This is a genomic window from Alteromonas sp. CNT1-28 (assembly GCF_022348345.1).
Lineage (GTDB): Bacteria > Pseudomonadota > Gammaproteobacteria > Enterobacterales > Alteromonadaceae > Alteromonas > Alteromonas macleodii.
In genome coordinates this window covers 19,542-42,595 of the sequence record NZ_JAKREZ010000004.1, presented here as the reverse complement: position 1 = coordinate 42,595, position 23,054 = coordinate 19,542, and the positions used below count along the sequence as shown (strand labels likewise).

The window sequence follows — 23,054 nt, the reverse complement described above, 5'->3', positions numbered from 1 at the left end:
TTAAAAATTTGCCCAATTTTGAAGCGGTATGAGGTTGCGGTAAGGTGAGAGGACTAAAAAGTGCGATGAAATTAGGATGGAACTATTCGATAGGGCCCATGGTCTGTTGTTTACTATGACGACTATCACCCCATCTTTCTTTGCGCCTGAGCGCAGCATTGAACACCATTCCGTTGCAAAGAAAACGGCGTGGCGCCCACTATTAATTTCGGGCTGTGCACATGTGTTTGGGGTCATCGTAGTGGTCATACTTTCTCAAATGGGCATCAACAACCAAAAAGCACGAGTAAATGTTTTGGAGCGAACGCCGGAGATAAGCGCCAGACTTTACTATCCCCCCGTTCCACGCCCTTCTGCCCAAGCTAAACCACAAGAAACTAAACCAATCGATGTTTCCCCTAAAAGGCAAGAAATTGAGTTGAAGCCTGAAGCAACCAAAGCGACTGAAGCACTTGATAGTAAGAATGAAATTGTAGAAAGCCCTGCGTCCAAGCAGCAGAAAAATGCTGAGCCCGATAAACAGCAGGTACCCGTTGAAAGTAAGCCGACTAATACACTGCCGTCGCCCACTTTATCAAAAGACGCAAATCGGCGCGCAGGCTCGCTGAATCTGTCGGTAAAAGATGGCGCAGCCCTCTACTTTGAAAAGTATCACAGTGACAAAGTCGCTGAAGACGCAGAACAGGCAGCAAAAGCATTTCAAGAGCGTAAAAATAGTCCTGTGCTTAGCGGGCCAAGCACACAGCAAATACAAGCTAATGAAAATCGACGCCCTTCAAAACGCGTAAACTGTAGCAGTACGACCAATAAAACTTTGGCGATATTGAGTGGAATTGCTGGTGGAACCTTAGAATGCACCAAAATGGACGACCACAAACGATTTATAGAAGCCAGAGTCAATAAACTTCCTAAAGACGAAGAGATTAACTAGTTGTCTCTATCAACGATTTACCGTCATGTGAGGTAAGCCCTTATCACAGTCACTTTCTTTTGAAAAACTTAGGGGGGCGCCCGAAATACGCTTTGAAGCGGCGACTGAATGCTGCAACATCTTCATACCCTGTTAGCTGAGCTATACCCAACATTGGTGTATCGGTATTTCTAAGTAGTGCTTTGGCCTTTTCCATCCTCACTTTTACAAGGTAATCTCGTAAACTATGCCCGGTGGCTTCTTTAAAGCGTGTTTTGAATTGCGTTGTTCCCATGCAGGCTATCCGTGCTAACTCCACCTGTGTAAAGCCTCGGGCAAGGTCGCGATGAATATGGCTTAATACAGGAGTCATTCGCTTATCCATGCTGCATCCTTTCAAGGATGTTTCTAGCAAGGTTAAAAATAGCGCCAGTATTTCTTCATGGCCTTGGTCAGCAAACTGGCTAATTTGAATCTCTACAAACGATAAAAACGCCTGTAATGCTGACGTTACCTGAAATATCGGGTGCAACCTGTCATTTAAATTAACTGGCACATACTCCAAGTCCGCCACAATAAATTTTGACAGTTCGTTAGCGCTAAAATAATGGACCTCATTCGGCGCTATGCATACGCCTTCGCCAACGCCTACTCGCCCGCTAAAATTATCGATTTCTATCAAGATATGTCCGTTGATGGGCAGCACTAACTGAAAGTAGTTGTGTTTATGGCGGCACGTTTGCTTCGTATATGAGCGTACGGATAGCGATGGAATTGGGCTGTCAGTCATTTTATTGCTCCCAACAGTCCATAATAGGTAGTACTGATCTTTCGCTTAACTTACCGTTTATTTGCATCTATTTCCTTGCCGTTAACTCAGTACTCTCTGCCGTTAGATTAAGCACTTTTATTCATTTTGTCACAAATACGTGCAATATTTGATACGCCTAGGAAGGCGTCGAACACTACATTTAAGGAACAAATATACATTTAAAATAAAGACAATAACGGAAAATAAATGAATATAAACTTACGTCAAATAGTCGGCTTGGCAGGTGCGTTATTACCCGCTATCGCTATGGGTCAGGTCTCCAATGGAGACTTTGAAACATGGACGTCTGGCGCACCTAATTCATGGTCAACTATCGACTCCGGCATTAGTGTAGCTGAAAACTCGGTCTACTCATTCTCGGGAAGCAAGTCAGCTGCAGTTACCGTCAATACGACAACGCAAGGTTCAACTGACTTCCGTCAGACAATCAATGTAACCGCCGGTCAAAATTATGAATTTTCAGTGAGGCTATATCACACTGAAGGTACTGTAAAAGCACGCCTATATGTAGACGGTTATCAAGGTTATTCTGACAACTCATCAACTGGAAACTGGCAACAGCTTACTTTCTCTTATTCCGCTACAGCGTCAAAAGAGATTGAGGTGGGGTTACGCTTTTATGATCAGACTGGCTTTGATGGGTCAGAAACCGTCTATGTAGACGCATTCGAGCCGACTACGCTTGGGTCAGGTGGCAATAACGGCGGTGGAAGCACGTGTGCTAGCCATTCAGGCGTTTTGAACTTAACTACCGACAATTACGGCAGTGAAACCAGTTGGCAAATAACTAACGCAAACAACCAAGTTGAAGCCTCTGGCAGCAACTACGCTAACAACCAAAGTTATACTGAAGCGGTTTGCCTTACTGATGGAGAATATACCTTTACCATTAGTGATGCCTATGGCGATGGAATCTGCTGCTCCTATGGCTCTGGCAGCTATAACTTGCTAATAGAGGGCGTGTCTGTTGCTAATGGCGGCTCTTTCGGCGCGAGTGAAAGCACCAGCTTTAGCGTTGGTACAACGAGTGGCGGTGGCAGTGGTGGTGGTGGTGGTTCATCAGAACTCACTGGTTACTATGCAAGTGCCAACGGTCTGTCAGGCTATACGTTAAAAACCGAGCTTTACAACATTATCAAAAATCATAATACACAAAGCTATGGCGACCTTTGGACATTCTATATTTCATACACAAGCGACAGCTACTATGAAAATGACGGCTCCATTTTGGACATGTATTCAGAAAACCCAAATGGTAGTGACGCTTACAGCTACACGGCTGGTTCTGACCAGTGTGGCAGCTATAGTGGAGAAGGCAGTTGCTATAACCGCGAACACGCCTTCCCGCGCAGCTGGTTTGGCGGTGCAGTCTCGCCTATGAATACTGATGTTCATCACGTTTTTGCAACCGACGGCTACGTTAACGGTCGCCGAAGTAGCTATCCGTACGGTGATGTCGCAAGTGCTACTTATACGTCATCGAATGGTTCCAAACTGGGCGCTGGCTCTTCTGCTTCTGGTTATACAGGCACCGTTTTTGAGCCCATCGACGAGTTCAAAGGTGACTTCGCTAGAGCGTACTTCTACATGGCGACACGTTATGAAAACGTCATTGCAAATTGGGAAACGAATAGCACGTATGGCGACGCAGTGTTGAATGGTACAAGTGATCAGGTATTTGAAAGCTGGTTTTTAACTCTGCTTTTAAGCTGGCATTCTCAAGACCCTGTAAGCCAAAAGGAAATCGATAGGAATGACGCTGCCTTCAATTTCCAGAACAATCGAAACCCTTTCGTTGATCATCCAGAACTGGTAAACAACATTTGGGGTAATTAACTTCAACATGAGAAGAGCACGAGCGTGTTCTTCTCAACTCACACTTCCTCTGATTTCGCCTTTTCTGTTGGAGATAGCCCTGAAAACTGCCTAAAAAGAACTGTGATTTATCGGCATTATTCCTGATTGTATATTACCCATGTTTTAAGTACGCTAAGCTGCTATTTACTGGGGATTACTCTAACTGTAATACATAACAAAGGATATTCGACGTGGCCGCAGCTAACTTACTTGCCCTACTTGATGATATAGCAACGTTAATGGACGACATCGCAACCATGTCGAAAGTCGCGGCGCAAAAAACAGCGGGCGTCTTGGGCGACGATTTAGCGGTAAACGCCGACCAGGTCCAAGGCGTTAAAGCAGACCGAGAGCTACCTGTTGTATGGGCAGTAGCAAAAGGCTCACTTATTAATAAAGCAATATTGGTTCCTGCGGCATTAGCCATCAGTGCTTTTGTGCCCTCTCTTATAACCGTCCTTTTGGTACTGGGCGGGTTATATTTATGTTTTGAAGGTGCAGAAAAACTACTGCACAAATATCTTCCCCACGAAGATGAAGAAAAAACACGAGAAGCCAGAATAGAAGCGCTTACCCACGAAGATGTGGATATGGTAGCGTTTGAGAAAGATAAAATTAAAGGCGCTATACGCACAGACTTTATACTGTCTGCTGAAATTATTGTAATTGCATTAGGCACAGTGACCGATGCAACACTTACTACGCAAATTGGTGTACTAGTAGCACTAAGCTTAGCGATTACCCTTGGCGTTTATGGGCTGGTAGCGGCACTAGTTAAAATGGACGATGTTGGGCTTTACATGCTTCGAAAGTCGTTAACAGGTTCAATGAACACCCTTCAACGATTTATTGGCAGAGCGTTATTAGTTGCCGCCCCCGCATTAATGAAAACCCTTGCGGTTGTAGGCACTGTTGCTATGTTTTTAGTCGGTGGTGGCATCCTCACCCACAGCATTGGCTTTTTGCACGTTATTACCGACTGGTTTACCACACTTATCCCAGACGCATCGCTGGTTATGTCTATACTTGCTGATGGTGTTGTTGGTATTGCTGCTGGTGTGATCATTGCGCTAGTAGTGACAATGGTTTCACAATTTAGAAGTAAAGCGTCCTAGACCTATTCACTCTTTTACACATTGGCGGCGCTGCTCATCTTTATAGACTAGCGCCCCTATTTCTGACCTTTCTCATGGTCACCAGTGTCGCTGCGCAAGTGTTAAAAAATTTGCGTTGGTCATTTTGACCACCTCTACATTGAATTCGCTAAATTTTAGTATTTCTTTAATCCCCCAATTCCACCTTCATTTTTTATCAAAAGTTAAAATTCATTAAATTCATACACTTACCTTATTTTTACGAGTTGGCACATCCCTCGCTATAAACTAATTGTTAATTGATAACGACTTATTATCGAAACCTTTAGCAACATGATAGCTGCCACGCAGTATGTTCAAGTGCAGTGTCTAACTTAATTTTTGGAGATTACTATGTTTATCGGTCGCAAAACTTTCACTGCACTAACTTTAGCAACTAGTGTATTGGGCGCATCAGCGTTCGCTGACGACACTCAGAACAACATTGTTTCGCATACAGATTTTATCGTTGAAAGCGCCATGCATGACGTAAAGCAGAACTTGGACCTAGGCGTGACTTATGACGTGTTAACTGCAAGCCATACGTTTGAGCCAGAAGTAGAAGAAGCAAATGCATTGGTTGCTGACATCACTATTACGCCGATTGAGCCTATCAGCTCAGACGATAACGACGCATAAGGAGAATGCACATGTTAACCGCCGCAACCCTATTTATGGTGGTACTCGGACCGGTTATTGCGTTTGTAGTCAGTGCGCTGGTGTTTTCAACAGCGCGCCTATTCCTTCAGAAAGGTCACTGAAAACGCAATAAAAACAAATAGGAACCTAACCGACTACCGCTAAAAGATTTGCCTTCCCTGGGCCTTTTACTCCAGAGGGAGATAGAAAGCACGGACTGTATCCCAGCCAAGTGATTGTGTTTTCTATCTTCTTACTGGAGTTTTTTTATCCGAATATCCGTTCCCACCAGCTTTTATCATCCTTGTCGCTGTCTTTGTCTACAGGACGGCCTGAACAATCTTGTTGAGGTGGAGGAAGCACATCCAAAATAGCCGGTACGCTTAAACTTCCAGCACATCCTGCAACCACAACCGCGCCGGTCTTGGCGTCAAAATGTGCAATGCCTAAGCCTTTCGGGAAACGCCTTGATAATGACTTGGGTGACTGAGATTTCATGTAGTTTATAAAGACGGGCAAGGCCCCACCTGCACCGGTCAAATTAACCGGTTGGTTGTCATCATTGCCTACCCAAACCGTAACCACATTGTTTCTATCGAAGCCACTAAACCAGCTATCGCGGTAATCGTCTGTGGTGCCCGTTTTGCCAGCCATATTCACATTCCCAAAATTCCAACCGATGCGCTTCGCAGTACCTTCGGTGGTTACTTTATACAAGGCATAGTTGAGCAAATAGGTTGCTGCTTCATCGGTGCGCTGAGCAAAAAACTCCGCCTTTTTCCAAAGCAGCGCGTTATCTGCTGTTACTACAGAAGTCACCGTATGAAGAGGTATGTAACGCCCATCATTTGATAAGGTCTGGTACATTTGGTTTGTACTAAATGGTGTCAATTCAAAAGCACCAAGGGTTAACGACGGTACTTTATCTACGGGGGTGGTTACCCCTAATCGCTCTATCGTATCGGCTAGCGCATCAAGCCCTATCTGCATGCCTAAATTAACCGTAGGTATATTTAAAGACTCGACTAGCCCTTGAAGTAAAGGCACCTGGCCTCTGAATTCTTTATCGTAGTTTTGCGGCGACCACGTTTTTCCATTTCGACTTTCAAGGGTAATGGGCTCGTCTTTAAGCGGCGTTGCCAGGTTAAATTGTGTAGGATCTTCTAGTGCGGTTAAGTAAACCGCAGGTTTAATCAACGAGCCTATTGGGCGTTTTGCGTCTAGTGCTCGGTTAAAGCCTTTGAACGCAAAGTCCTTTCCGCCAACGATAGCGCGTACTTCACCACTTGCACTATCTGTGACTACCATTGCGCCCTGTAATGGCACTTTCCTGTCTTTTTGCAAACCGTCTAGCGTACCCGACAATGCGCTTTCAGCACGTCGTTGGGCTACGATATCAAGTGTTGTAAACACTTTTACGCCCGAATCTCTTAAGCTAGGCTCAGCCAGAATTTCATTGAGTTCCCGACGAACCTGCTCCATGAAAGCAGGGTGTTTACCGCTTGCTAAGCTAGCCCCACTGGCGAGCCCTAACGGCATATTCACAAAACGTTCGTAGTCTTGACGACTAATTTCATTTTCATCAAACAGCATGCGCAACACTAAATCACGACGCTCTTTCGTGCGCTCAGCATATTTGCGTGGGTTGTAATAAGATGGGCCTTTAATAATAGCAACCAACGTGGCTATTTCGGGCGTACTTAGCTCGTTAGCTGGTCGGTCAAAATAGAAATAGCTGGCAAGTCCAAAACCATGTACGGCCATATCGCCATTTTGCCCCAAAAACACTTCGTTTAAGTACGCTTCAATAATTTCTGATTTGCTGTAACGGGCATCAATGATCACCGCCATAATGGCTTCTTTTGCCTTACGCACAATGGAACGCTCACGGGTTAAAAACATGTTTTTAACCAGCTGCTGCGTTAGCGTACTCCCGCCTTGAACCGTTCTACCGGCTGCAATATTTGCCATTAGAGCCCGCAATATTGAAAGCGGCGCAACGCCATGGTGATTATAAAAATTGCGGTCTTCCACCAGGGTTAGCGCTTTTGGCAACATTTCAGGAATGGTGTCTAACGTTACCAGCATACGGTCTTCTTGAGACCCGCTTGTCATGCGCGTTACTAACCAGGGTTCTAGCTTTGCAGAACCATACGGGCGGCCTTGCGACTTGTCATAAATTTCCCCAATACGTGCACCTTCCCACGTTATCACTAAATGACGCAGAGGCTCTGCGCCTTCTGGAAACTGAAACGCACGGCGCTGCACAGTCAGCACCTTATTTTGATAGCTATATTCACCGCTGCTGTCGGCAAAGGTTACCTTGCGGTAGCCCAGCAAATTGAGCTCATCAATGACTTCTTGGGGCGTTATCTCTTCACCTTTGCTGATTTCCAACGGACGGGCGAAGATCTGCGCGGGAACTTCCCATTTATTTCCAGAGAACGCATGCTTAATTTGGGCGTCAAGGTAGAAGGCATAGGCCCCAAGCACAACCAAACCAATAAGAGTGACTCGCCAAAACAGTTTGAAAAACCACGAGCGCTTGGCCGAGCCTTTGCCATTGCTTGATGCTTTACTTTTTGAAGATGGATTGTCTTTTGTCTGTCTTTTTGCCACGTGAAAACGCCATGAAGATCATTGAGGATGACATCGCACATATTGCGATATGGATTTAACGAACGCCTTTAAAACGTTAGTTTTAATAGTATCAACATTACCATTCGGGCCGCCTCTCAACAACTGTTTCCAAATATGCACACTCCGAATTTGTATACTTCTGAAACGTCCCATGGCGCTAATATGTTGAAGGACTAAAATGAATTTTACTCGCGTTTCACGGTCACAATGCGATAGCATGCTGGCAAGTAACACAGGAACCGTACTATGCGCTTAGCTTCATTTAAGTCTTCTTTTTTCTCTACTCGTTCGCCTAAAGGGGCCAAGTCTTACGCCTCATTTCTTCGACCGTCACTTCGCACGTCTATGGCGCTGCTTCTCGCGGGTGCGACAATGAATTCAGCGCTAGCCAATGAACAATTCGCTAGCTGCACCGCAGCGCTTGCTGATAAAGCCAAGCAGGAAGGGGTTAGCCAGCAGACTATCGATGATGTGTTTCCTCGTCTTGTTCACCAAGATCGTGTGATTGAGCTAGACCGAAGCCAACCAGAATTTGTACAAACCTTTCCAGGGTACTTCAGCAAGCGCGTTACCGACTGGCGTACCGAAAAAGGTAAAGAGATGTATGCAAAGCACGACAAGCTTTTGCATAAGCTAAGTGAAAAATACGGCGTGCCTCCTCATTATCTGCTTGCTTTTTGGGGGCTAGAAACAAACTTTGGCTCTTACAAAGGCAAAATGCCGGTACTCGATTCGCTTGCCACTTTAGCTTGTGATAAGCGACGAAGCACCTACTTCACCCAAGAGTTTCTTGTTGCTGTGAAATTGATGGAGCGAGAGAAGCTACAAAAAGAAGACATGATTGGCTCGTGGGCCGGTGCCATGGGGCACACCCAATTTATGCCTTCGGCCTATACCCACTACGCTATTGATGGCGATGGCGACGGACAAATAAACTTGTGGGCAAGTGAAGAAGATGCGTTGTCTTCTGCGGCAAACTTTCTTGCCAACTTGGGTTGGGAGCGCAGCTTCCGCTGGGGTCGTGAAGTGCAACTGCCTAAGAACTTTGACTATCAAGAGTCAGGCTATAAAAATAGAAAATCTCTCAGTGAATGGCACGCCCAAGGCGTGAAAAAAGCTGATGGTTCTGAATTGGGCGAAGGCGATACTACCGCCTATGTTATTGTGCCAGCTGGTCACAACGGACCCGCCTTTATCGCCTACAAAAACTTCCGCGTTATTATGCGCTGGAACAACTCAGAGTTTTATGCCATTGCCGTGGGTGTATTGGCCGACCGCATCGCTGGCGCGTCTGGCATTAAAGCCACGTTACCTGATCTACCTGCGTACAATCGCAAAGATATTATTGCCCTTCAAAGCAAGCTGAATGATTTGGGCTTTGATGTGGGTAAGCCTGACGGCATTATTGGCCCCGCCACCCGCGAAGGCATTCGCAATTACCAAATTAGTAACAACATGATTGCAGATGGTTTCCCAGGCCTTGAAGTGATGGCTGCACTTAATATCGACCTTGAAACGACGACTTCTTAAATTTGATATATGCTGCGCCATTTCTGGCGCGCATTCACTGTTTGGTATTTTCAGTGGCCTACAAGGTGTAAACCACTCACTTTGTTGGTGACTGAAAGTACTCAAACGTTAGGCTTGAAAAATAGGTTTCGAAATCTGCAGCCGAGCTATTTGTAAGTGGGACTCCCCAAACTGTATTCAGAATTACAGGTCCTTCGACGTCAAATTTAAATGTCGCCTTGCCCTCACTATCCGTTTTAACCGCTTGCTCTTTAGCGCTGTGATCAACCAAGGAATACGCATCGATAAGCGCGTTACTCAAAGGCTTACCTTTAAATAATACCTGAACAGATAGCGTGTTTCCTGCAAGCTTGTAAGGATGTTCAAGAGGCACTATTTCCAATGTGTGGCCAATGGGTTTTAATACGTTGTTCGTTACCGCATCGCCAACTTGCACAATGGTTTTCGCCTTTCTAGAGTACAACTCTTTGCCGGCGATATCGTTTTGTCCCCTCGCCTCGCGGTGCGCCAATACCTCAGTTAAGCCTTCTTCTTTTGCATACTGATTAAACTTCTTCGCTTTTAATGTGCTTGTAGCGTGATAGCTTTCAAACCCTATGACGTGAGTACCGGATGGGAGCTTGGTTGTTTTTGCCATGCCCGGCAGCATTGAGGTTTTAGGTACAACACTGGCAGCCATATCAGTCACACCGTCAAAAGAGTAGGTGCGCAACGCGACTATTCTATCCCATGCAAGGTTCCAATGAGAGGTATCTTCCTTATGACCCACTTTAAACTGCAATGCCAGCGAACTCGGTTCTTGAGAACGATATGCTGTGGGTTCTAGCCAAAAATCGTGAGCTTGAACGTTAATTGAAGTAGCAAATAAAAAAGCAGCAGTAGCAATACAAGATAGTTTCATTGCGTAGTTTAACCTGTAAATAAGAGTGAGGTTTCATACTCCAACTTAGCGCAAGTTTCAGCGCACGACCACTGTCGTAAAAAACATACTGTGTACGAAACTGGCATATATGAAAATGGCGTATAGATACTTCTCTTGTTTAAAATAAATAAAAATCACCTGAAAACGATGGTTTGTGTAGCCGTATCAGCGCCCTACATATGCTTTTTTGTTTTGCTGGTCGGCGATGCATTTGCGGGGTCATCTGGCCAAAAGTGCTTTGGATAGCGCCCCTTCATTTCTTTTTGTATTTCCTTATAACTGCCATGCCAAAAGGCGGCTAAATCACTGGTGGTTTGTAATGGCCTACCTGCTGGCGACAGCAGCTCACATACAACGGTAATTCGCCCACCTGCTATCGTTAATGGCGTGCCTTGAGAATATAACTCTGGCATTTTGACCGACAGCACCACATCTCCATTATCGCGATAATCCAGGCTAGCCTCTCTGCCCGTTGGAATAGTCACGTGAGTTGGCAAGAGTGTGGCTAAGGCATCTTGCTGAGGCCAAGAAAGACCATTATTCAAGGCTGTTTTCCACGGTAACTGCTTAAGGTTTTTGATGTTTTTACAGTTTTTTAAGACGGGCGCTAAACTGTCTTTGGCCTGGTGCACGAGAGCGTTCAATGATAACGGCCACGGATCGGGTTCATCGAAGGCTTTGTCTTGTGGCAAATTGAGCTTCCCAGCCATTGCCACTCTTCGCCACCATTGCCAGTCTGCGTCAGAAAGCGGCCAGCTTGATAGAGGAATTGCATCAAGATAGGCGAACCATGCGTTGCATAACGCATCATCCCAGAATGCTTTTTCACGACTTTTTTCCTGTCCAGAAACCGGTGTGCTATTTAACGTTATCTCATAAAAGCCAGTACTTACTCTGGCTTCCATTACCCCAGTATGGCTGTTCAGAATAACGCTGCGCTTTTCTTTGAACGCGTCAGGAAAGGCTAAACGCAACCAGCTTTCAGGCACTGACTGTGCCAAGCGTATTGCCACCGTGCTTTTTATCAGCTGCCCGTCGAGCACTGCCAGCCATGGTCCATCGCCATTTTCACTCTCATTAAAAATGGACGCACTGCCAGCAGCAGTGAGCTCTGCACCTTTGCCACTTGCCAGTTTGTATTCGACTATACCGGTCTTAGGCTTACCGTTTGTTGTATTCGAGCTCTCTGCCGATTTATCTGACGCACTGCGCCTGTAGCCCACCTGCAAAGGAAATGCGATAGCGATACAAAGTCCAAGGGCTTGCTCGTCTAGTTCGTTAATATCAGGCTTAAAGCGTTGTGCTTTTCCATCATTATTTTGCACGTAGCGTGCATAACGGGTAGCTTGCTGTGTAAGCTGACTGCGCGTGTTGCTATTGGCGTGGAGCAGCGCATCCACGACATTTTTTGCGCCACCTACACTGATATTACTTTCGCCAAGAGCCACAACAAAGGGAGCAGCGTGGCGAAGCGCTTCGTTGTCATCAGCACAAAGCCCATCAATCCCTTGTTTAACGGTCAACAATAAATGGGCTAAATGGGGCTGACAGGGTAACTGAGCCAGCGCTCTTCCATAGGGAGTAATGCTGGATTGTGAGATAGCATTAACCCGCAGAAGCTTTTGTTGTGCGACCTGCTGCTGCGATTGTGTAGGCTTCGTCAACAATGCCAAGGTATCTGGGCTACTGCCCCAGGCTAAGGTATCAAGCAAAAAGCTACTTAAGTCTTCTTTTTCAATTTGCGCCGCATTGTATTTGGCCAAACGCTCGAAGCTGCTTTTGCTACACAAACGATAACAGGTTCCGGCCATTACACGCCCCGCGCGCCCCGACCTTTGAATAGCGGATGCTTGCGAAATGCGCTGCTGGGTAAGCGCAGTTATGTCACTGGACGGATGATACTGAGCACTGTTTTCCCATAGGCTATCAATAACCACCGTCACGCCTTCAATGGTAAGACTCGTTTCAGCAATATTGGTAGATAATATGATTTTTCGTCTGCCTTGCGGGTCTGGCGTAATAGCGGCTTGTTGCACAGATTTGTTTAACGCTCCATAGAGCATGTGAACGGCCATGTCCGCACTCTCAGCTAACCCTTTTATTTCTTTGGCAACAGCATTGATGCTTCCTCGCCCAGGAAGGAAAACCAAAATATCACCGTCGTGTTCGCCTACGGCCTGCTTTATGATATTGCAGGTTTTGGGTACTAACTCATGCGCCTGCACATCTTGTGTGTAGCGGATGTCAACGGCAAACATGCGCCCTTGCGTATTCAAGTTCACTACTGGCAGTACGCTATGCGCATTGAGCAACGTTTGAAGGGGTGCTACATCCAAGGTAGCCGACATTACAACTAATCGTAAGTCATCGCGAAGGCCAGACTGTACTTCAAGCGCTAGTGCCAAACCGAAGTCACTGTGAATACTGCGTTCATGAAATTCATCGAAGACGATAGCGGCTACTCCATCAAGCTCAGGGTCTTGCTGAATCATGCGAGTCAGCACCCCTTCGGTTATGATCTCAAGCCGAGTGGCAGACGATGTTTTCGACTCCCCCTTAATGCGATAGCCAACCGTTTCGCCCACATTTTCATTTAATTGCCTAGCTAAATAGTCCGCAAGGTTTCTCACCACCACGCGCCGTGGCTGCATAAGTAATATTTTTCCTTTAAGCGATGATTTCAGCAGTGACAAAGGAAGTACGGTGGACTTTCCCGCGCCCGGAGGAGCCCCTATGATGACATTGCTAGCGGCTACAGCTTCTTCAAGCGGCGTAACGAGTTCATAAGCGGGTAAGTGAGAAAACGGCTGTAACATAAAGGGCATAAAGGTGTTATAAGTTGATGGGTATAGTGTACCTGATTTGAGCAATGCACCCGAACATCACTGCTATTTTTTTAAATTTGGCAAATAGCTCAATACTTGCGTCTTGTTTTGGAAATCGCAGGTAGCGCCATGATAAGCTTAAGTTTGTTTGGACATTAACGTGATGTACAAGCTAAAGGGCAAATTGGAAGGAGGAAAGCTATGCGAAGCTTTATTGGTTTAGATCTTAGCGCCACAGAAAAACTTGCTCTAGATAGCTGGCGCCAACAGGCATTGCCTGAAGTTATGCCTCGGCAATGGGTAAAAAGCGAGTCTACCCGTTCTCGAAAGTCTACCAATGCGCGCTACGAGCACACCAATAGCCAAGGGCCCGCGCAACCGTACGCAGTGCCGGCGGCGAACTTCCACATAACGCTTAGCTTTTTAGGTGAGATAAATCATCGGCAGCACGAAGCGTTGGTGTATGAACTCGATCAGCTTGTGAGCGAACCCTTTTCTCTAACCCTCGATGCGACGGGATTATGGAACGGTCCTAAGATACTCTTCGCTTCGCCGACAGATGCGCCAAAGGCGCTAGGTGAACTCGCCAAATTGTCGCGAAAAGCAGCCCGCAAGGCGGCGATAGAGGTAGAAAGCAGAGAATATAAGCCTCACGTTACGCTTGTTAGAAAGGCTACGTCGAGCTTGCCTCTTCCCCTTTACAGCCCCAATGTAGACGTTCACGTTTCGGCATTTCACCTTTTTGAGTCTGTCTCTACACCGCAAGGGGTAGTCTACCCTATCCGCCAGTCTTGGCCGTTAAAACACAATATGTCGGTAAGAGAAAAGCTGCGCCGAGGGATAACCGACGAGTAAAGGCAAACGCAATACCGTGTTAACTTGGGTAAACTGATGTCCATTTGACTCGCACCTTTTGAGCTTAAGACCTCGTGTGATTATGAGTTATAGCAATTTAAGCTGGTTTAAAGTAGCGCGCCGCCTTTACAACGCATGGCGGCACAGGTAAAAAGAAAGCCTGTTTTTTTATTCAAACTGCCCAAATGCAACAAACATTTAGATTAGTAATAGACTGCCCAGACCAAATTGGGCTCGTTGCCAGCGTGTCGCAATTTTTGGCCGACCATAACGCTACCATCGTTGAAGCAAGCCATCACACTGACTTACAAACCGGCCGCTTTTTCATGCGCCATGAAATTAGCACCGACTCGCTAAAGTTAGATCATCAAAGCTTTGTTAAAGAATTCACCCCGCTTGCTAACGAATATCAGATGAACTGGAAGCTGAGCGACTCCAGCAAAAAACAGCGCGTCGCTCTGCTTGCCAGCCTTGAGTCTCACTGTTTAGTTGACCTGCTTCACCGCTGGCACACAGGCGAACTACACTGTGATATTCCGGTTATTATTGGCAACCACCCGCAAATGAAACAGTTTGCAGACTGGTACAAAGTCCCTTTCCATTGGGTAGACTTTAAAGCGTTAGGGAAAGAAGCCGCTTTTGCGCAAATCACGACTTTACTTCAAGAATACAAAATTGATTTGACCGTGCTTGCCCGCTTTATGCAGATTTTACCTGATACGCTTTGCCAAGAATTGCAAGGTAAAGCCATTAACATTCACCACAGCTTCTTGCCGAGCTTTGCAGGTGCTAAGCCTTACCAGCAAGCCTATGAACGCGGCGTAAAGTTAATCGGCGCAACCTGTCACTACGTAACTAAAGATTTAGATGAAGGCCCTATTATTGAGCAAAGCGTAAAACGTATTAGTCACAGCGACAGTGCAGCTGATATGGTACGTAAGGGTAAAGATTGTGAAGTAACGGCATTAGCTCATGGCGTGCGCTACCACTTAGAAGACCGCGTGATTATTCACAGAAATAAGACCGTGGTGTTTGCGTAAGTTTTTACACTGATAAAATAAAAAAAGCCCGCGAGTAAACATTACTTTCGGGCTTCTCTTTACACTTTTTTCGCTCTACACTTTTTTCGTTTTATTTAGACATTCTTTTTTACGTTGTTAAATCCATCATCACCAAGCACCTCTTGAAGTCTCGCTTCTATTACTGCTTCCTTATGAGGGTAGTGAAAGTCAAACCCTTTACCGTTGCCGCTTTCCAAAATGACTCCAAGGTAATGGTGAGAAAAATTAAGCGCATAGATAGTATTGGCGTTCACCCTGAGGGGTTGGCGATCAAGTCCCTGTAAAAAGTGAAACACCACAAAATCACCATCTTTTTCTATCAATTTTTCAATGGGATATCTATTGCCGAAGCGCCTGCTTCTTAAATAAGAGAAAAAGCCAATACATAGCCCTACACTGCCTAGGGTAGCCGCGAGTTTAACTTCACCTTCTGCAGTGATATTTAAAATAAAAAGAGCCAGTAGAAACACTGGAACACCAAGAAATAGTGCCTTGTCGATGGGTTTGCGTTGCATCGTCTTCCCTGTGAAATTTTGATTCCCTTTAAAGACACAATAAATCACAAAGCGGCTATGGTTTCAATACGTCCACTTTCTTGTCATTAGGTTAGTGCAGTTATCGGTCTGACATGAACTACTTTACGCTTCAAACAGGGCTGGTGCGCATGGCACGTCTTAGCTTCATGTAATACCACAGGTTCGAGGCTGCAAACAGGGCTTCAGTAATGGCTAATCCCCACGTTTGCGTAATTATTCCGTACGCAGTGAAGTTGATGGAGCCAATGATCATGCATACCCTTAAACCCGCTTCCTTGCAGTGAAGTTCGCCAAACCGGTATGCCATAAAAGTTAACACCGGCATAGCTTCGACTAACGATGTTTTACCGGTTAGGTTATTCACCGTCAGCACAATAACCATCATAGAGATTAATGTAATGTAGGTTGCCACAGGAGACAGTAGTTTTTGTTTTATTAAACGATAACTGGTACTCAGCCCTGCCACCGTAATTACTACGGCTCCTCCCCACGCTTGCTCGAAAACCAAAAGTGAGCCAATAGCAATACATAACCCTAAATTCAGTAGCAGTAATTTACGCTCAGTGTTCGACCAAAAGGAGGCCAAAGCGAATGCAACGGGAAACGCGTGAAGAAGTAATTCAAACATGATGATCACAGTAAAAAAGTCAGTGGTTTACGAGCTGCGGAAGACAGCTATTCAGAACGCGCGCAGTGTAATTTCCAACCAGCATAAAGCCAATCAAAATTTGACCAATTTCGACGAATTGCATATCAGCGCGATTTCTCTTCAAACCGCTGTGCTGCAAGGAATTACGTTAAAGAGCATTTAACTTATTTTTACATTATCTTAAGATGGTTTTTGTCATAAAACGTATAGATAAAAACAGACAGGAAAACTCATGGGTAAATTTAAATCATCACTCACCGCTATGGCGGTTGTGGTTGCACTCGGTGCATGTTCAGAACAAAAAGCACCTGAGACCACCAGCACAGATGTACAAAATACAGCGACATCTCAACAAGCACAGTTTGATAACGTGCTGCTTCAAGAGTTTAAAGGCCCGTACGGCGGTGTGCCTGCTTTCGATAAAATGAATTTGGAAGATTTGAAGCCTGCGCTAGAAAAAGCCATGGAACTGAATCTTAAAGAGATCGAAGCCATCGCAAATAACGAAGCGCCACCAACGTTTGAAAACGTCATTGTTGAAATGGAGCGCGCAGGTGCAGAGCTTGGACGCGTATTCACGTATTACGGCATTTGGAGCTCAAACAAGTCTAGCCCTGAATTCCGCGAAATTCAGGCCGAGATGTCACCAAAACTGTCAGCTTTCTTCACTCAAATTACGCAAAATGAAAAACTCTTTAAAAGAGTGAAAACGGTGTACGAGTCTGATGAACTGAAATCGCTCACGCCAGAAGAACAGCGTATTACGTGGATGACTTACAACAGCTTCGCGCGCAACGGTGCAACGTTAGATGGCGAAGCGAAAAAGCGCTATGCTGAAATTAACCAAGAACTTGCTACGCTGCACACCAAGTTTTCTAACAACGTGCTAGCAGACGAAGAAAACTACGTTACTTATATTACTGAAGACCAGCTTGACGGCCTACCCGCTTCGTTTGTAAAGGCAGCTAAAGCGGCAGCAGAGTCTCGCGGCGAAGAAGGTAAGTATGCGATTACCAATACGCGTTCGTCTATGGACCCGTTCTTGACCTACTCAACCAATCGAGAGCTTCGCGAAAAAGTATGGCGTACTTACTACAACCGCGGTGACAATGCCGACGAGTTTGATAACAATGACATTATCAAGCGCATCCTAACCCTTCGAGATGAGCGCGTTGAGCTGTTAGGTTACGAAAATTACGCACAGTGGCGTTTAGAAGATCGTATGGCGAAGAACCCAGAAAACGCCATGGATCTGATGATGAAAGTATGGCCTGCCGCTATTGCTCGCGTTGAAGAAGAAGTGGCCGACATGCAGGCCATTGCCGATGAAGAAGGTGCAGACATCACTATTGCGCCATGGGACTACCGCTTCTATGCAGAAAAAGTGCGCCAAGCGAAGTACGACCTAGATTCAAACGAAGTAAAGCAGTACTTACAGCTTGATAAGCTGCGCGAAGCGATGTTTTACGTTGCAGGTCGCTTGTTCAACTTCAACTTCACACCTGTTGAAGAAGGCAAAGTACCCGTTTTCCACGAAGACGTGAAAGTATGGGAAGTAACTGACAAAGACAGCGGTGAGCATATCGGCCTTTGGTACCTTGACCCATTCTCACGCCAAGGTAAACGCTCTGGTGCTTGGGCAACCACATATCGCTCTTACACCACGTTCGATGGCAAGAAGACCGTATTGTCTTCAAACAACTCGAACTTCGTGAAAGGTGCTGATGGCGAAGCTACACTTATTTCGTGGGATGATGCTGAAACCTACTTCCATGAATTTGGTCATGCTCTTCACTTCTTAGCGTCTGACGTAGAATACCCGTCTTCGCATTCTGGCGTACGCGATTACACTGAGTTCCAGTCTCAGTTATTAGAGCGCTGGTTGACCACCGATGAGGTAATCAACAACTATCTGGTTCACCATGAAACAGGCGAGCCAATTCCAGCAGAACTAGTTGAGAAGATTAAGAAGGCCTCAACCTTCAATGAAGGCTTCAAAACCACTGAGTACATGGCTTCTGCCATTATGGACCTGAAGTATCATACTACCGTTCCTAGCAAGATTGACCCTGATACTTTTGAGCGTGAAGAGCCTAAGAAGCTTGGTATGCCAGAAGAAATCGTTATGCGTCACCGTTCACCTCACTTCGGTCACGTGTTCTCGGGTGAAGGTTATGCTGCGGCCTATTACGGCTACATGTGGGCAGAGGTTCTTACTGCTGACGCAGCAGAAGCCTTTATGGAAGCACCGGGTGGTTTCTACGATAAAGAAGTAGGCGATCGCTTAGTGAAATATCTATTCGCCGTACGTAACGCAATGGATCCAGCTGAAGCATATCGCAAGTTCCGTGGTCGTGACGCCAAGGTAGACGCATTGATGCGTGACCGTGGTTTCCCTATTCCTAAGGAAAGCAAAGAGTAAGTTAACGCACTTACCCTTCCTAGGTCCTGTTGTTATTCGCTGTACATCAAAGAGCAACAGGCCCTAGCTGTGGCTAATTAAATATTTAGCTACAGTACGCCATTGGCCCTCTTGTTTTCTTCGTAAAGCAGAGGGCTTTTTTATAACTGACGTTTTTGTAAAGCCTCATCTTTCTATTGACCTATTGGTCAATTATGCTTCACAATCTCTTTGCCCTAGCAAAAAGTATAAACTTTGCAGGGAAAAGGTCGATAACTTGTCTGCGCTTAAAAAATAACAATAGCACTAGCGTAAGAATCAGAGAGTAGTACTGACCCGCCTAGGACTCAGTATCAGACGTTGCTGTGCCTGCAATGCCACGTCACCCTTGATCATAAATTTCAGCATTAACTTACGTGGTCGAAAGTCATGACTTTCAGTATTAAACAAAAACTCATTATTTCTCTTATTGTGGCGGTGCTCGCTGCTGCTATTCTTGTAGGTTCTATTAGCCAATGGATTGCCCGTGATCTCGTTAAAGAGAACATGGAAGAACTTCAGCTTCCTTCATTACTTAAACAGGTTGGTAACCGAGTGGACAGGGAAGCAAGTGTAATGCTTACCGTTGCTCACGGCATTGCTTCTAACCCCGACATTCTTGCCTGGTCGTCGGCAGGCGCAGATAGCGCTGGCGAACGCCGTCTCCTTAGCTATTTAAGTAATATCGTTGAATTTAACGATTTAACGGTAGCCTCATTTGTAGACAGAACCACCTACAAATATTGGAACCAAGATGGTTTCTTGCGGGTGCTACAAAACGATGAATTTGATGGGTGGTTTTTCGCTTACAAAAATAGCGGCGAACCAATTTCACTAAGCCTATACAACGAACCGGGCCAAGGTTACCGACTTTTTGCGAATTACCAGCAAGTAAACGGCCGAGGTATGTCGGGTGTCGCTAAATCGGTCGATGAGCTGCTAGATATCATCAATGCGGTGAAAATTGCGCAAACCGGCTTTGTCTTTCTTGTTGACGGAAACGGCACCATTATCGCGCATCCCAATACCGAGTTATTAGGAAAGGCTAAGTTAGCGTCCATAAGCGATTCAAGCACATCAGGGCAACTACTCAATCGTCAGAGCTTTGCTATGGCCACCAGCGACGCGGCAGGCGACACGCAACTGTTTGCCAGTACCTATGTGGAGAAAGCCGGTTGGTACGTGGTTGCACAAGTACCCGAGCATGAGCTTTACGCATCACTAAATGCAGGCAGTCGCCAGATTATTATTTGGGCTTTGGTGATAGCAGGCGCTTTCGCACTTATTGGTATTTGGCTAGCAGGCACGCTTACCAAGCCACTTGAATCACTAGCCGATGTTTTCCAGCAGCTTGGCAGAGGACAAGGCGACTTACGCTCTCGTATTCCTATGCCAGAACAAAAGGAAATTGCCCGATTAGTGGAAGGGTTCAATAACTTTATTGATCACCTTCACGGCACCATTTCGCAAGTGGCGAAAACAAGTCACGCACTAAAGGCGTCAGCACAAGATGTTGCGAAGCAGTCTCATCAAACAGAAAACTCTACCAAGAGCCAGCGCGATCAAACCTTACAGGCGGCAGCCGCGCTAACAGAGATGGGCAGTACGGTAAATGAAGTAGCCCAGTCAGCTACCCATGCTGCGCAAAATGCAAATCTGGCTACAACTAATTCCGCTCACGGTCGAGAAATTACCCAACGTGCAGTACACGCGATAAACGGTCTTTCGGGTCAAATTCAAGATGTGTCTCGGGTTATTCAATCGCTAGATGAACACACCGCAGCCATTGGCGGTATCCTCGATACAATTCGAGGTATTTCAGAGCAAACCAATTTACTTGCGCTAAATGCTGCTATAGAAGCAGCTCGGGCTGGCGATCACGGCCGAGGCTTCTCAGTCGTTGCTGATGAGGTGCGAACACTTGCACAACGTGCCGCTCAAGCGACAGATGAAATACAAGTGAAGATCGATAAGTTCCAGCAAGATTCTAAATCTGCCGTTTCGCAAATGGAGTCAAGCCGCGCACGCACAACCGATGTAGTAACCGCAACCAATGAAATAGACAAACTGCTTCAAGATATCGCCGAAGAGATTGCTCACATTAATGATGTGAACACGCAAGTGGCGACGGCTACGGAAGAGCAAGCTACGGTGGTTGAAGATATCAGTCGAAACATTAATGACATTAGTGCATCAAGTGAAGAAACCCTGAATGCGACTAAGATATTGGTTAGCGTGAGTGACAAGCTCGATGAACTGGCGCAAGAACTCTCGTCTGAAGTGAGCAGATTTAAGCTTTAAGTTTACTTATGTCTTATGAATGGCAAAGCGGTGAGATAACACAATCGTATGCGCCATCATTTAGAAAGTGATGGCGTATTCTACTTTTACTTGATTGTCACGGCTGGAGCGCCATGGCAATTGCATTGATGCTCCTTCACTTTCCCACGACTCTCTCATAGCTCCAACAGTAAGAAGGTGCTTGTCTTCATTGAATGGAATTTCTACGTAAAGGCCTGCTGATGTACTGGTAGGCAGACGAATTGTATCGGCAACCGGAATGCTCATCTCATGACGGGGGCGAACTTTATGGCTTAACCCCAACCGATAATCACCTCGATCCCACCAGCTAACCACTTCAAACTCGTGGCTTCTGACACGCTGAGACATAACACCGTAGTCAAGCAGCCCTTTGTTGTAATGGACAATGGCTTCAACGTTAAACATTGGCGCCAGTTTTTGGCTAAATGCAAGTTGATACTGCTTTTGTTTGCAGCCTTTGAACTTAATTTTGTTTTTGGTGAGGGTTAAGGAAAACGTGTCGTCATTGCTTGAGTATTTGTTGAGCCATTCCTGTGCTTTTTCAACTACGGAAGCATTTGCTGCACCCGCCAATAAAAAACATGGGCAAATACACATTGCTAAAAAGGACTGGTTCAATCGTCTCATTTTTCGCTGCCTCTCAAATTGTGGTTGGCTACAACTTATTCGATCACAATTTCAGTATAGACAGGAAAGTAGGCAGTTGGGTATTAGCCATTTTACTAACATCGACTAAAAGATAACTTTAAAAGAACAACTGCTGACAATGAAAGAGCGCTTATTCACAACCGTGAATAAGCTTGGGGGGATTCGCTGCCAGACTTCAATCAGCTCGCCTTATTATGGCGTTGTTCGTTGCGGCGTTACCTGTTTTGGCACTACTTGTTTTGGCGCTACTTGTTATGGTATTACTCTGGCGCTAGACAACGATGCTTTGCGCCCTTCAGTAGCTTCTTCGCTGAACCAATATGTGCCGCTATTATCCACGCATATGCCTTCAACTTGTTTATATTGCTTAAGCGGCCATACATCAAGAAGGGCAAAGTCGCTTGATACTTGAGCCATGAAAGTAGCAAAGTTTCCAAATGGATCTGATTTGTAGCCGGTGATAACAAACCTATTTTGGTGCTGATCGAAGTCTACCCCAGTTACCACGCCCGGCAGTCCATCAATGGACGCAAACGTACTAATGGTTTGCTCAGCTTCGTCTTCGTTCACTTTATAGATATGAGTTATACCAGTTTTCCAACTTTTAGAAAAAAGAAGCAGGTCATCGCCATGCTTAACCATCGCCTCTGAGTCGAAATCATGTGCATAAGGAATGTTATTCGAAGCGTCGTTACCCTCGTATTTCAACGTAATAGAGGTGATGTCATTCACATTTGAGCGGTTTACTTTATGTATTTCGACCTGCTCTCTTTTGCCTTTATTGTTTCCCACATCCGCAATGTAAAACGATGAAGCGTCAGCGGTTATTGCTTCCCAGTCTTTATTGGTGAGCGGTAAGCGCGTTCGTTCAATAATTTCACCCTGGTAATTTATACGATAAATGACGGGAGCATTACCTGAGTCATTTAATGAATACATGCCGTCCGTTTCGCAAAATAGACCCGATGTTTCTGAAAGTTCTTCCGGTAACTCAACGATATTTTCTATTTTTAACTGTGCAGAAGGGATGGGATATTGAACCGCGCATGCCGATGCTAGTACAAGCGATGCTGATAACGCCGCGAATTTAAAGTGAGTGTTCAATGAAAGGCTCCGAAAAGAACGATAAGTGACGAATAATATCAAACCTACCACTCTCTAACATGCATTTTAGTGCGCTAAATAAGGTCTATTGGTCTAAACTTTTAGCCCAAGCGTATATCGCTATAAACATAGGTTGGCCTAAAGTCTCTGT

Annotated in this window: 18 protein-coding genes; 10 read left to right on the top strand and 8 right to left on the bottom strand. The window is 45.6% G+C overall.

Annotated features, from left to right (window positions below):
- The first annotated feature begins 76 nt into the window (after positions 1-76).
- Positions 77-931: a hypothetical protein gene (locus MHN02_RS03560; protein ID WP_049588553.1), complete on the top strand. Its 855-nt coding sequence runs from the start codon at positions 77-79 to the stop codon at positions 929-931.
- 49 nt (positions 932-980) lie between these two features.
- Here MHN02_RS03560 and MHN02_RS03555 read toward each other — a convergent pair whose 3' ends face one another.
- Entirely contained in the window at positions 981-1,700 is a 720-nt protein-coding gene (locus MHN02_RS03555) for an AraC family transcriptional regulator (RefSeq protein WP_014975463.1), read from the bottom strand.
- A 228-nt stretch (positions 1,701-1,928) separates the two neighbouring features.
- Between MHN02_RS03555 and MHN02_RS03550 the strand changes: the two genes are divergently transcribed.
- The 3 genes from MHN02_RS03550 to MHN02_RS03540 all read left to right on the top strand — a co-directional run bounded on the left by MHN02_RS03550 (position 1,929) and on the right by MHN02_RS03540 (position 5,371).
- Positions 1,929-3,578, top strand: a complete 1,650-nt coding sequence (locus MHN02_RS03550; RefSeq protein WP_239244588.1) for an endonuclease — start codon at positions 1,929-1,931, stop codon at positions 3,576-3,578.
- Positions 3,579-3,790: 212 nt separating this feature from the next.
- Entirely contained in the window at positions 3,791-4,714 is a 924-nt protein-coding gene (locus MHN02_RS03545; RefSeq protein WP_239244586.1) for a DUF808 domain-containing protein, read from the top strand.
- A gap of 372 nt (positions 4,715-5,086) precedes the next feature.
- Positions 5,087-5,371, top strand: a complete 285-nt coding sequence (locus MHN02_RS03540; RefSeq protein WP_014975460.1) for a hypothetical protein — start codon at positions 5,087-5,089, stop codon at positions 5,369-5,371.
- 267 nt (positions 5,372-5,638) lie between these two features.
- Here the strand turns inward: MHN02_RS03540 and mrcB are convergent, their stop codons facing one another.
- A complete protein-coding gene (gene mrcB / locus MHN02_RS03535) occupies positions 5,639-7,990 on the bottom strand; it encodes a penicillin-binding protein 1B (protein ID WP_014975459.1) in 2,352 nt (783 codons plus the stop codon).
- A 267-nt stretch (positions 7,991-8,257) separates the two neighbouring features.
- Between mrcB and MHN02_RS03530 the strand changes: the two genes are divergently transcribed.
- Complete coding sequence (locus MHN02_RS03530; protein WP_239244584.1) at positions 8,258-9,541, top strand: lytic murein transglycosylase; 1,284 nt, start codon at positions 8,258-8,260, stop codon at positions 9,539-9,541.
- Positions 9,542-9,617: 76 nt separating this feature from the next.
- On the opposite strand, the gene MHN02_RS03525 is transcribed toward MHN02_RS03530, so the two are convergent.
- On the bottom strand, positions 9,618-10,442 hold the full coding sequence (locus tag MHN02_RS03525; protein WP_239244582.1) for a DUF4198 domain-containing protein: 825 nt from the start codon (positions 10,440-10,442) through the stop codon (positions 9,618-9,620).
- Between the two features lie 194 nt (positions 10,443-10,636).
- Positions 10,637-13,333, bottom strand: a complete 2,697-nt coding sequence (hrpB, locus tag MHN02_RS03520; RefSeq protein WP_239244580.1) for an ATP-dependent helicase HrpB — start codon at positions 13,331-13,333, stop codon at positions 10,637-10,639.
- A 156-nt stretch (positions 13,334-13,489) separates the two neighbouring features.
- Here hrpB and thpR point away from each other — a divergent pair, with 156 nt between their 5' ends.
- On the top strand, positions 13,490-14,143 hold the full coding sequence (gene thpR / locus MHN02_RS03515; RefSeq protein ID WP_049588560.1) for an RNA 2',3'-cyclic phosphodiesterase: 654 nt from the start codon (positions 13,490-13,492) through the stop codon (positions 14,141-14,143).
- A gap of 185 nt (positions 14,144-14,328) precedes the next feature.
- Positions 14,329-15,183: a formyltetrahydrofolate deformylase gene (purU, locus tag MHN02_RS03510; RefSeq protein ID WP_239244578.1), complete on the top strand. Its 855-nt coding sequence runs from the start codon at positions 14,329-14,331 to the stop codon at positions 15,181-15,183.
- Positions 15,184-15,278: 95 nt separating this feature from the next.
- Here the strand turns inward: purU and MHN02_RS03505 are convergent, their stop codons facing one another.
- Both MHN02_RS03505 and MHN02_RS03500 read right to left on the bottom strand, forming a co-directional pair.
- Positions 15,279-15,719, bottom strand: a complete 441-nt coding sequence (locus MHN02_RS03505) for a hypothetical protein (protein ID WP_239244576.1) — start codon at positions 15,717-15,719, stop codon at positions 15,279-15,281.
- 130 nt (positions 15,720-15,849) lie between these two features.
- On the bottom strand, positions 15,850-16,368 hold the full coding sequence (locus tag MHN02_RS03500; protein ID WP_014947990.1) for a YgjV family protein: 519 nt from the start codon (positions 16,366-16,368) through the stop codon (positions 15,850-15,852).
- Here MHN02_RS03500 and MHN02_RS03495 point away from each other — a divergent pair.
- The 3 genes from MHN02_RS03495 to MHN02_RS03485 all read left to right on the top strand — a co-directional run bounded on the left by MHN02_RS03495 (position 16,367) and on the right by MHN02_RS03485 (position 21,130).
- Positions 16,367-16,552, top strand: a complete 186-nt coding sequence (locus MHN02_RS03495) for a hypothetical protein (protein WP_014975451.1) — start codon at positions 16,367-16,369, stop codon at positions 16,550-16,552. The two genes, MHN02_RS03500 and MHN02_RS03495, sit on opposite strands and share 2 nt — an antisense overlap.
- A 69-nt stretch (positions 16,553-16,621) precedes the next feature.
- Positions 16,622-18,811, top strand: a complete 2,190-nt coding sequence (locus MHN02_RS03490; protein ID WP_239244574.1) for a M3 family metallopeptidase — start codon at positions 16,622-16,624, stop codon at positions 18,809-18,811.
- A gap of 408 nt (positions 18,812-19,219) precedes the next feature.
- The gene (locus MHN02_RS03485) at positions 19,220-21,130 is read left to right on the top strand and encodes a methyl-accepting chemotaxis protein (protein ID WP_239244572.1); all 1,911 of its coding nucleotides are present in this window, start codon (positions 19,220-19,222) and stop codon (positions 21,128-21,130) included.
- 60 nt (positions 21,131-21,190) lie between these two features.
- Here MHN02_RS03485 and MHN02_RS03480 read toward each other — a convergent pair whose 3' ends face one another.
- Together MHN02_RS03480 and MHN02_RS03475 are read right to left on the bottom strand one after the other, a co-directional pair.
- Complete coding sequence (locus MHN02_RS03480; RefSeq protein WP_039231127.1) at positions 21,191-21,778, bottom strand: hypothetical protein; 588 nt, start codon at positions 21,776-21,778, stop codon at positions 21,191-21,193.
- A gap of 273 nt (positions 21,779-22,051) precedes the next feature.
- Positions 22,052-22,903: a hypothetical protein gene (locus MHN02_RS03475; protein ID WP_239244570.1), complete on the bottom strand. Its 852-nt coding sequence runs from the start codon at positions 22,901-22,903 to the stop codon at positions 22,052-22,054.
- Between the last annotated feature and the right edge of the window lie 151 nt (positions 22,904-23,054).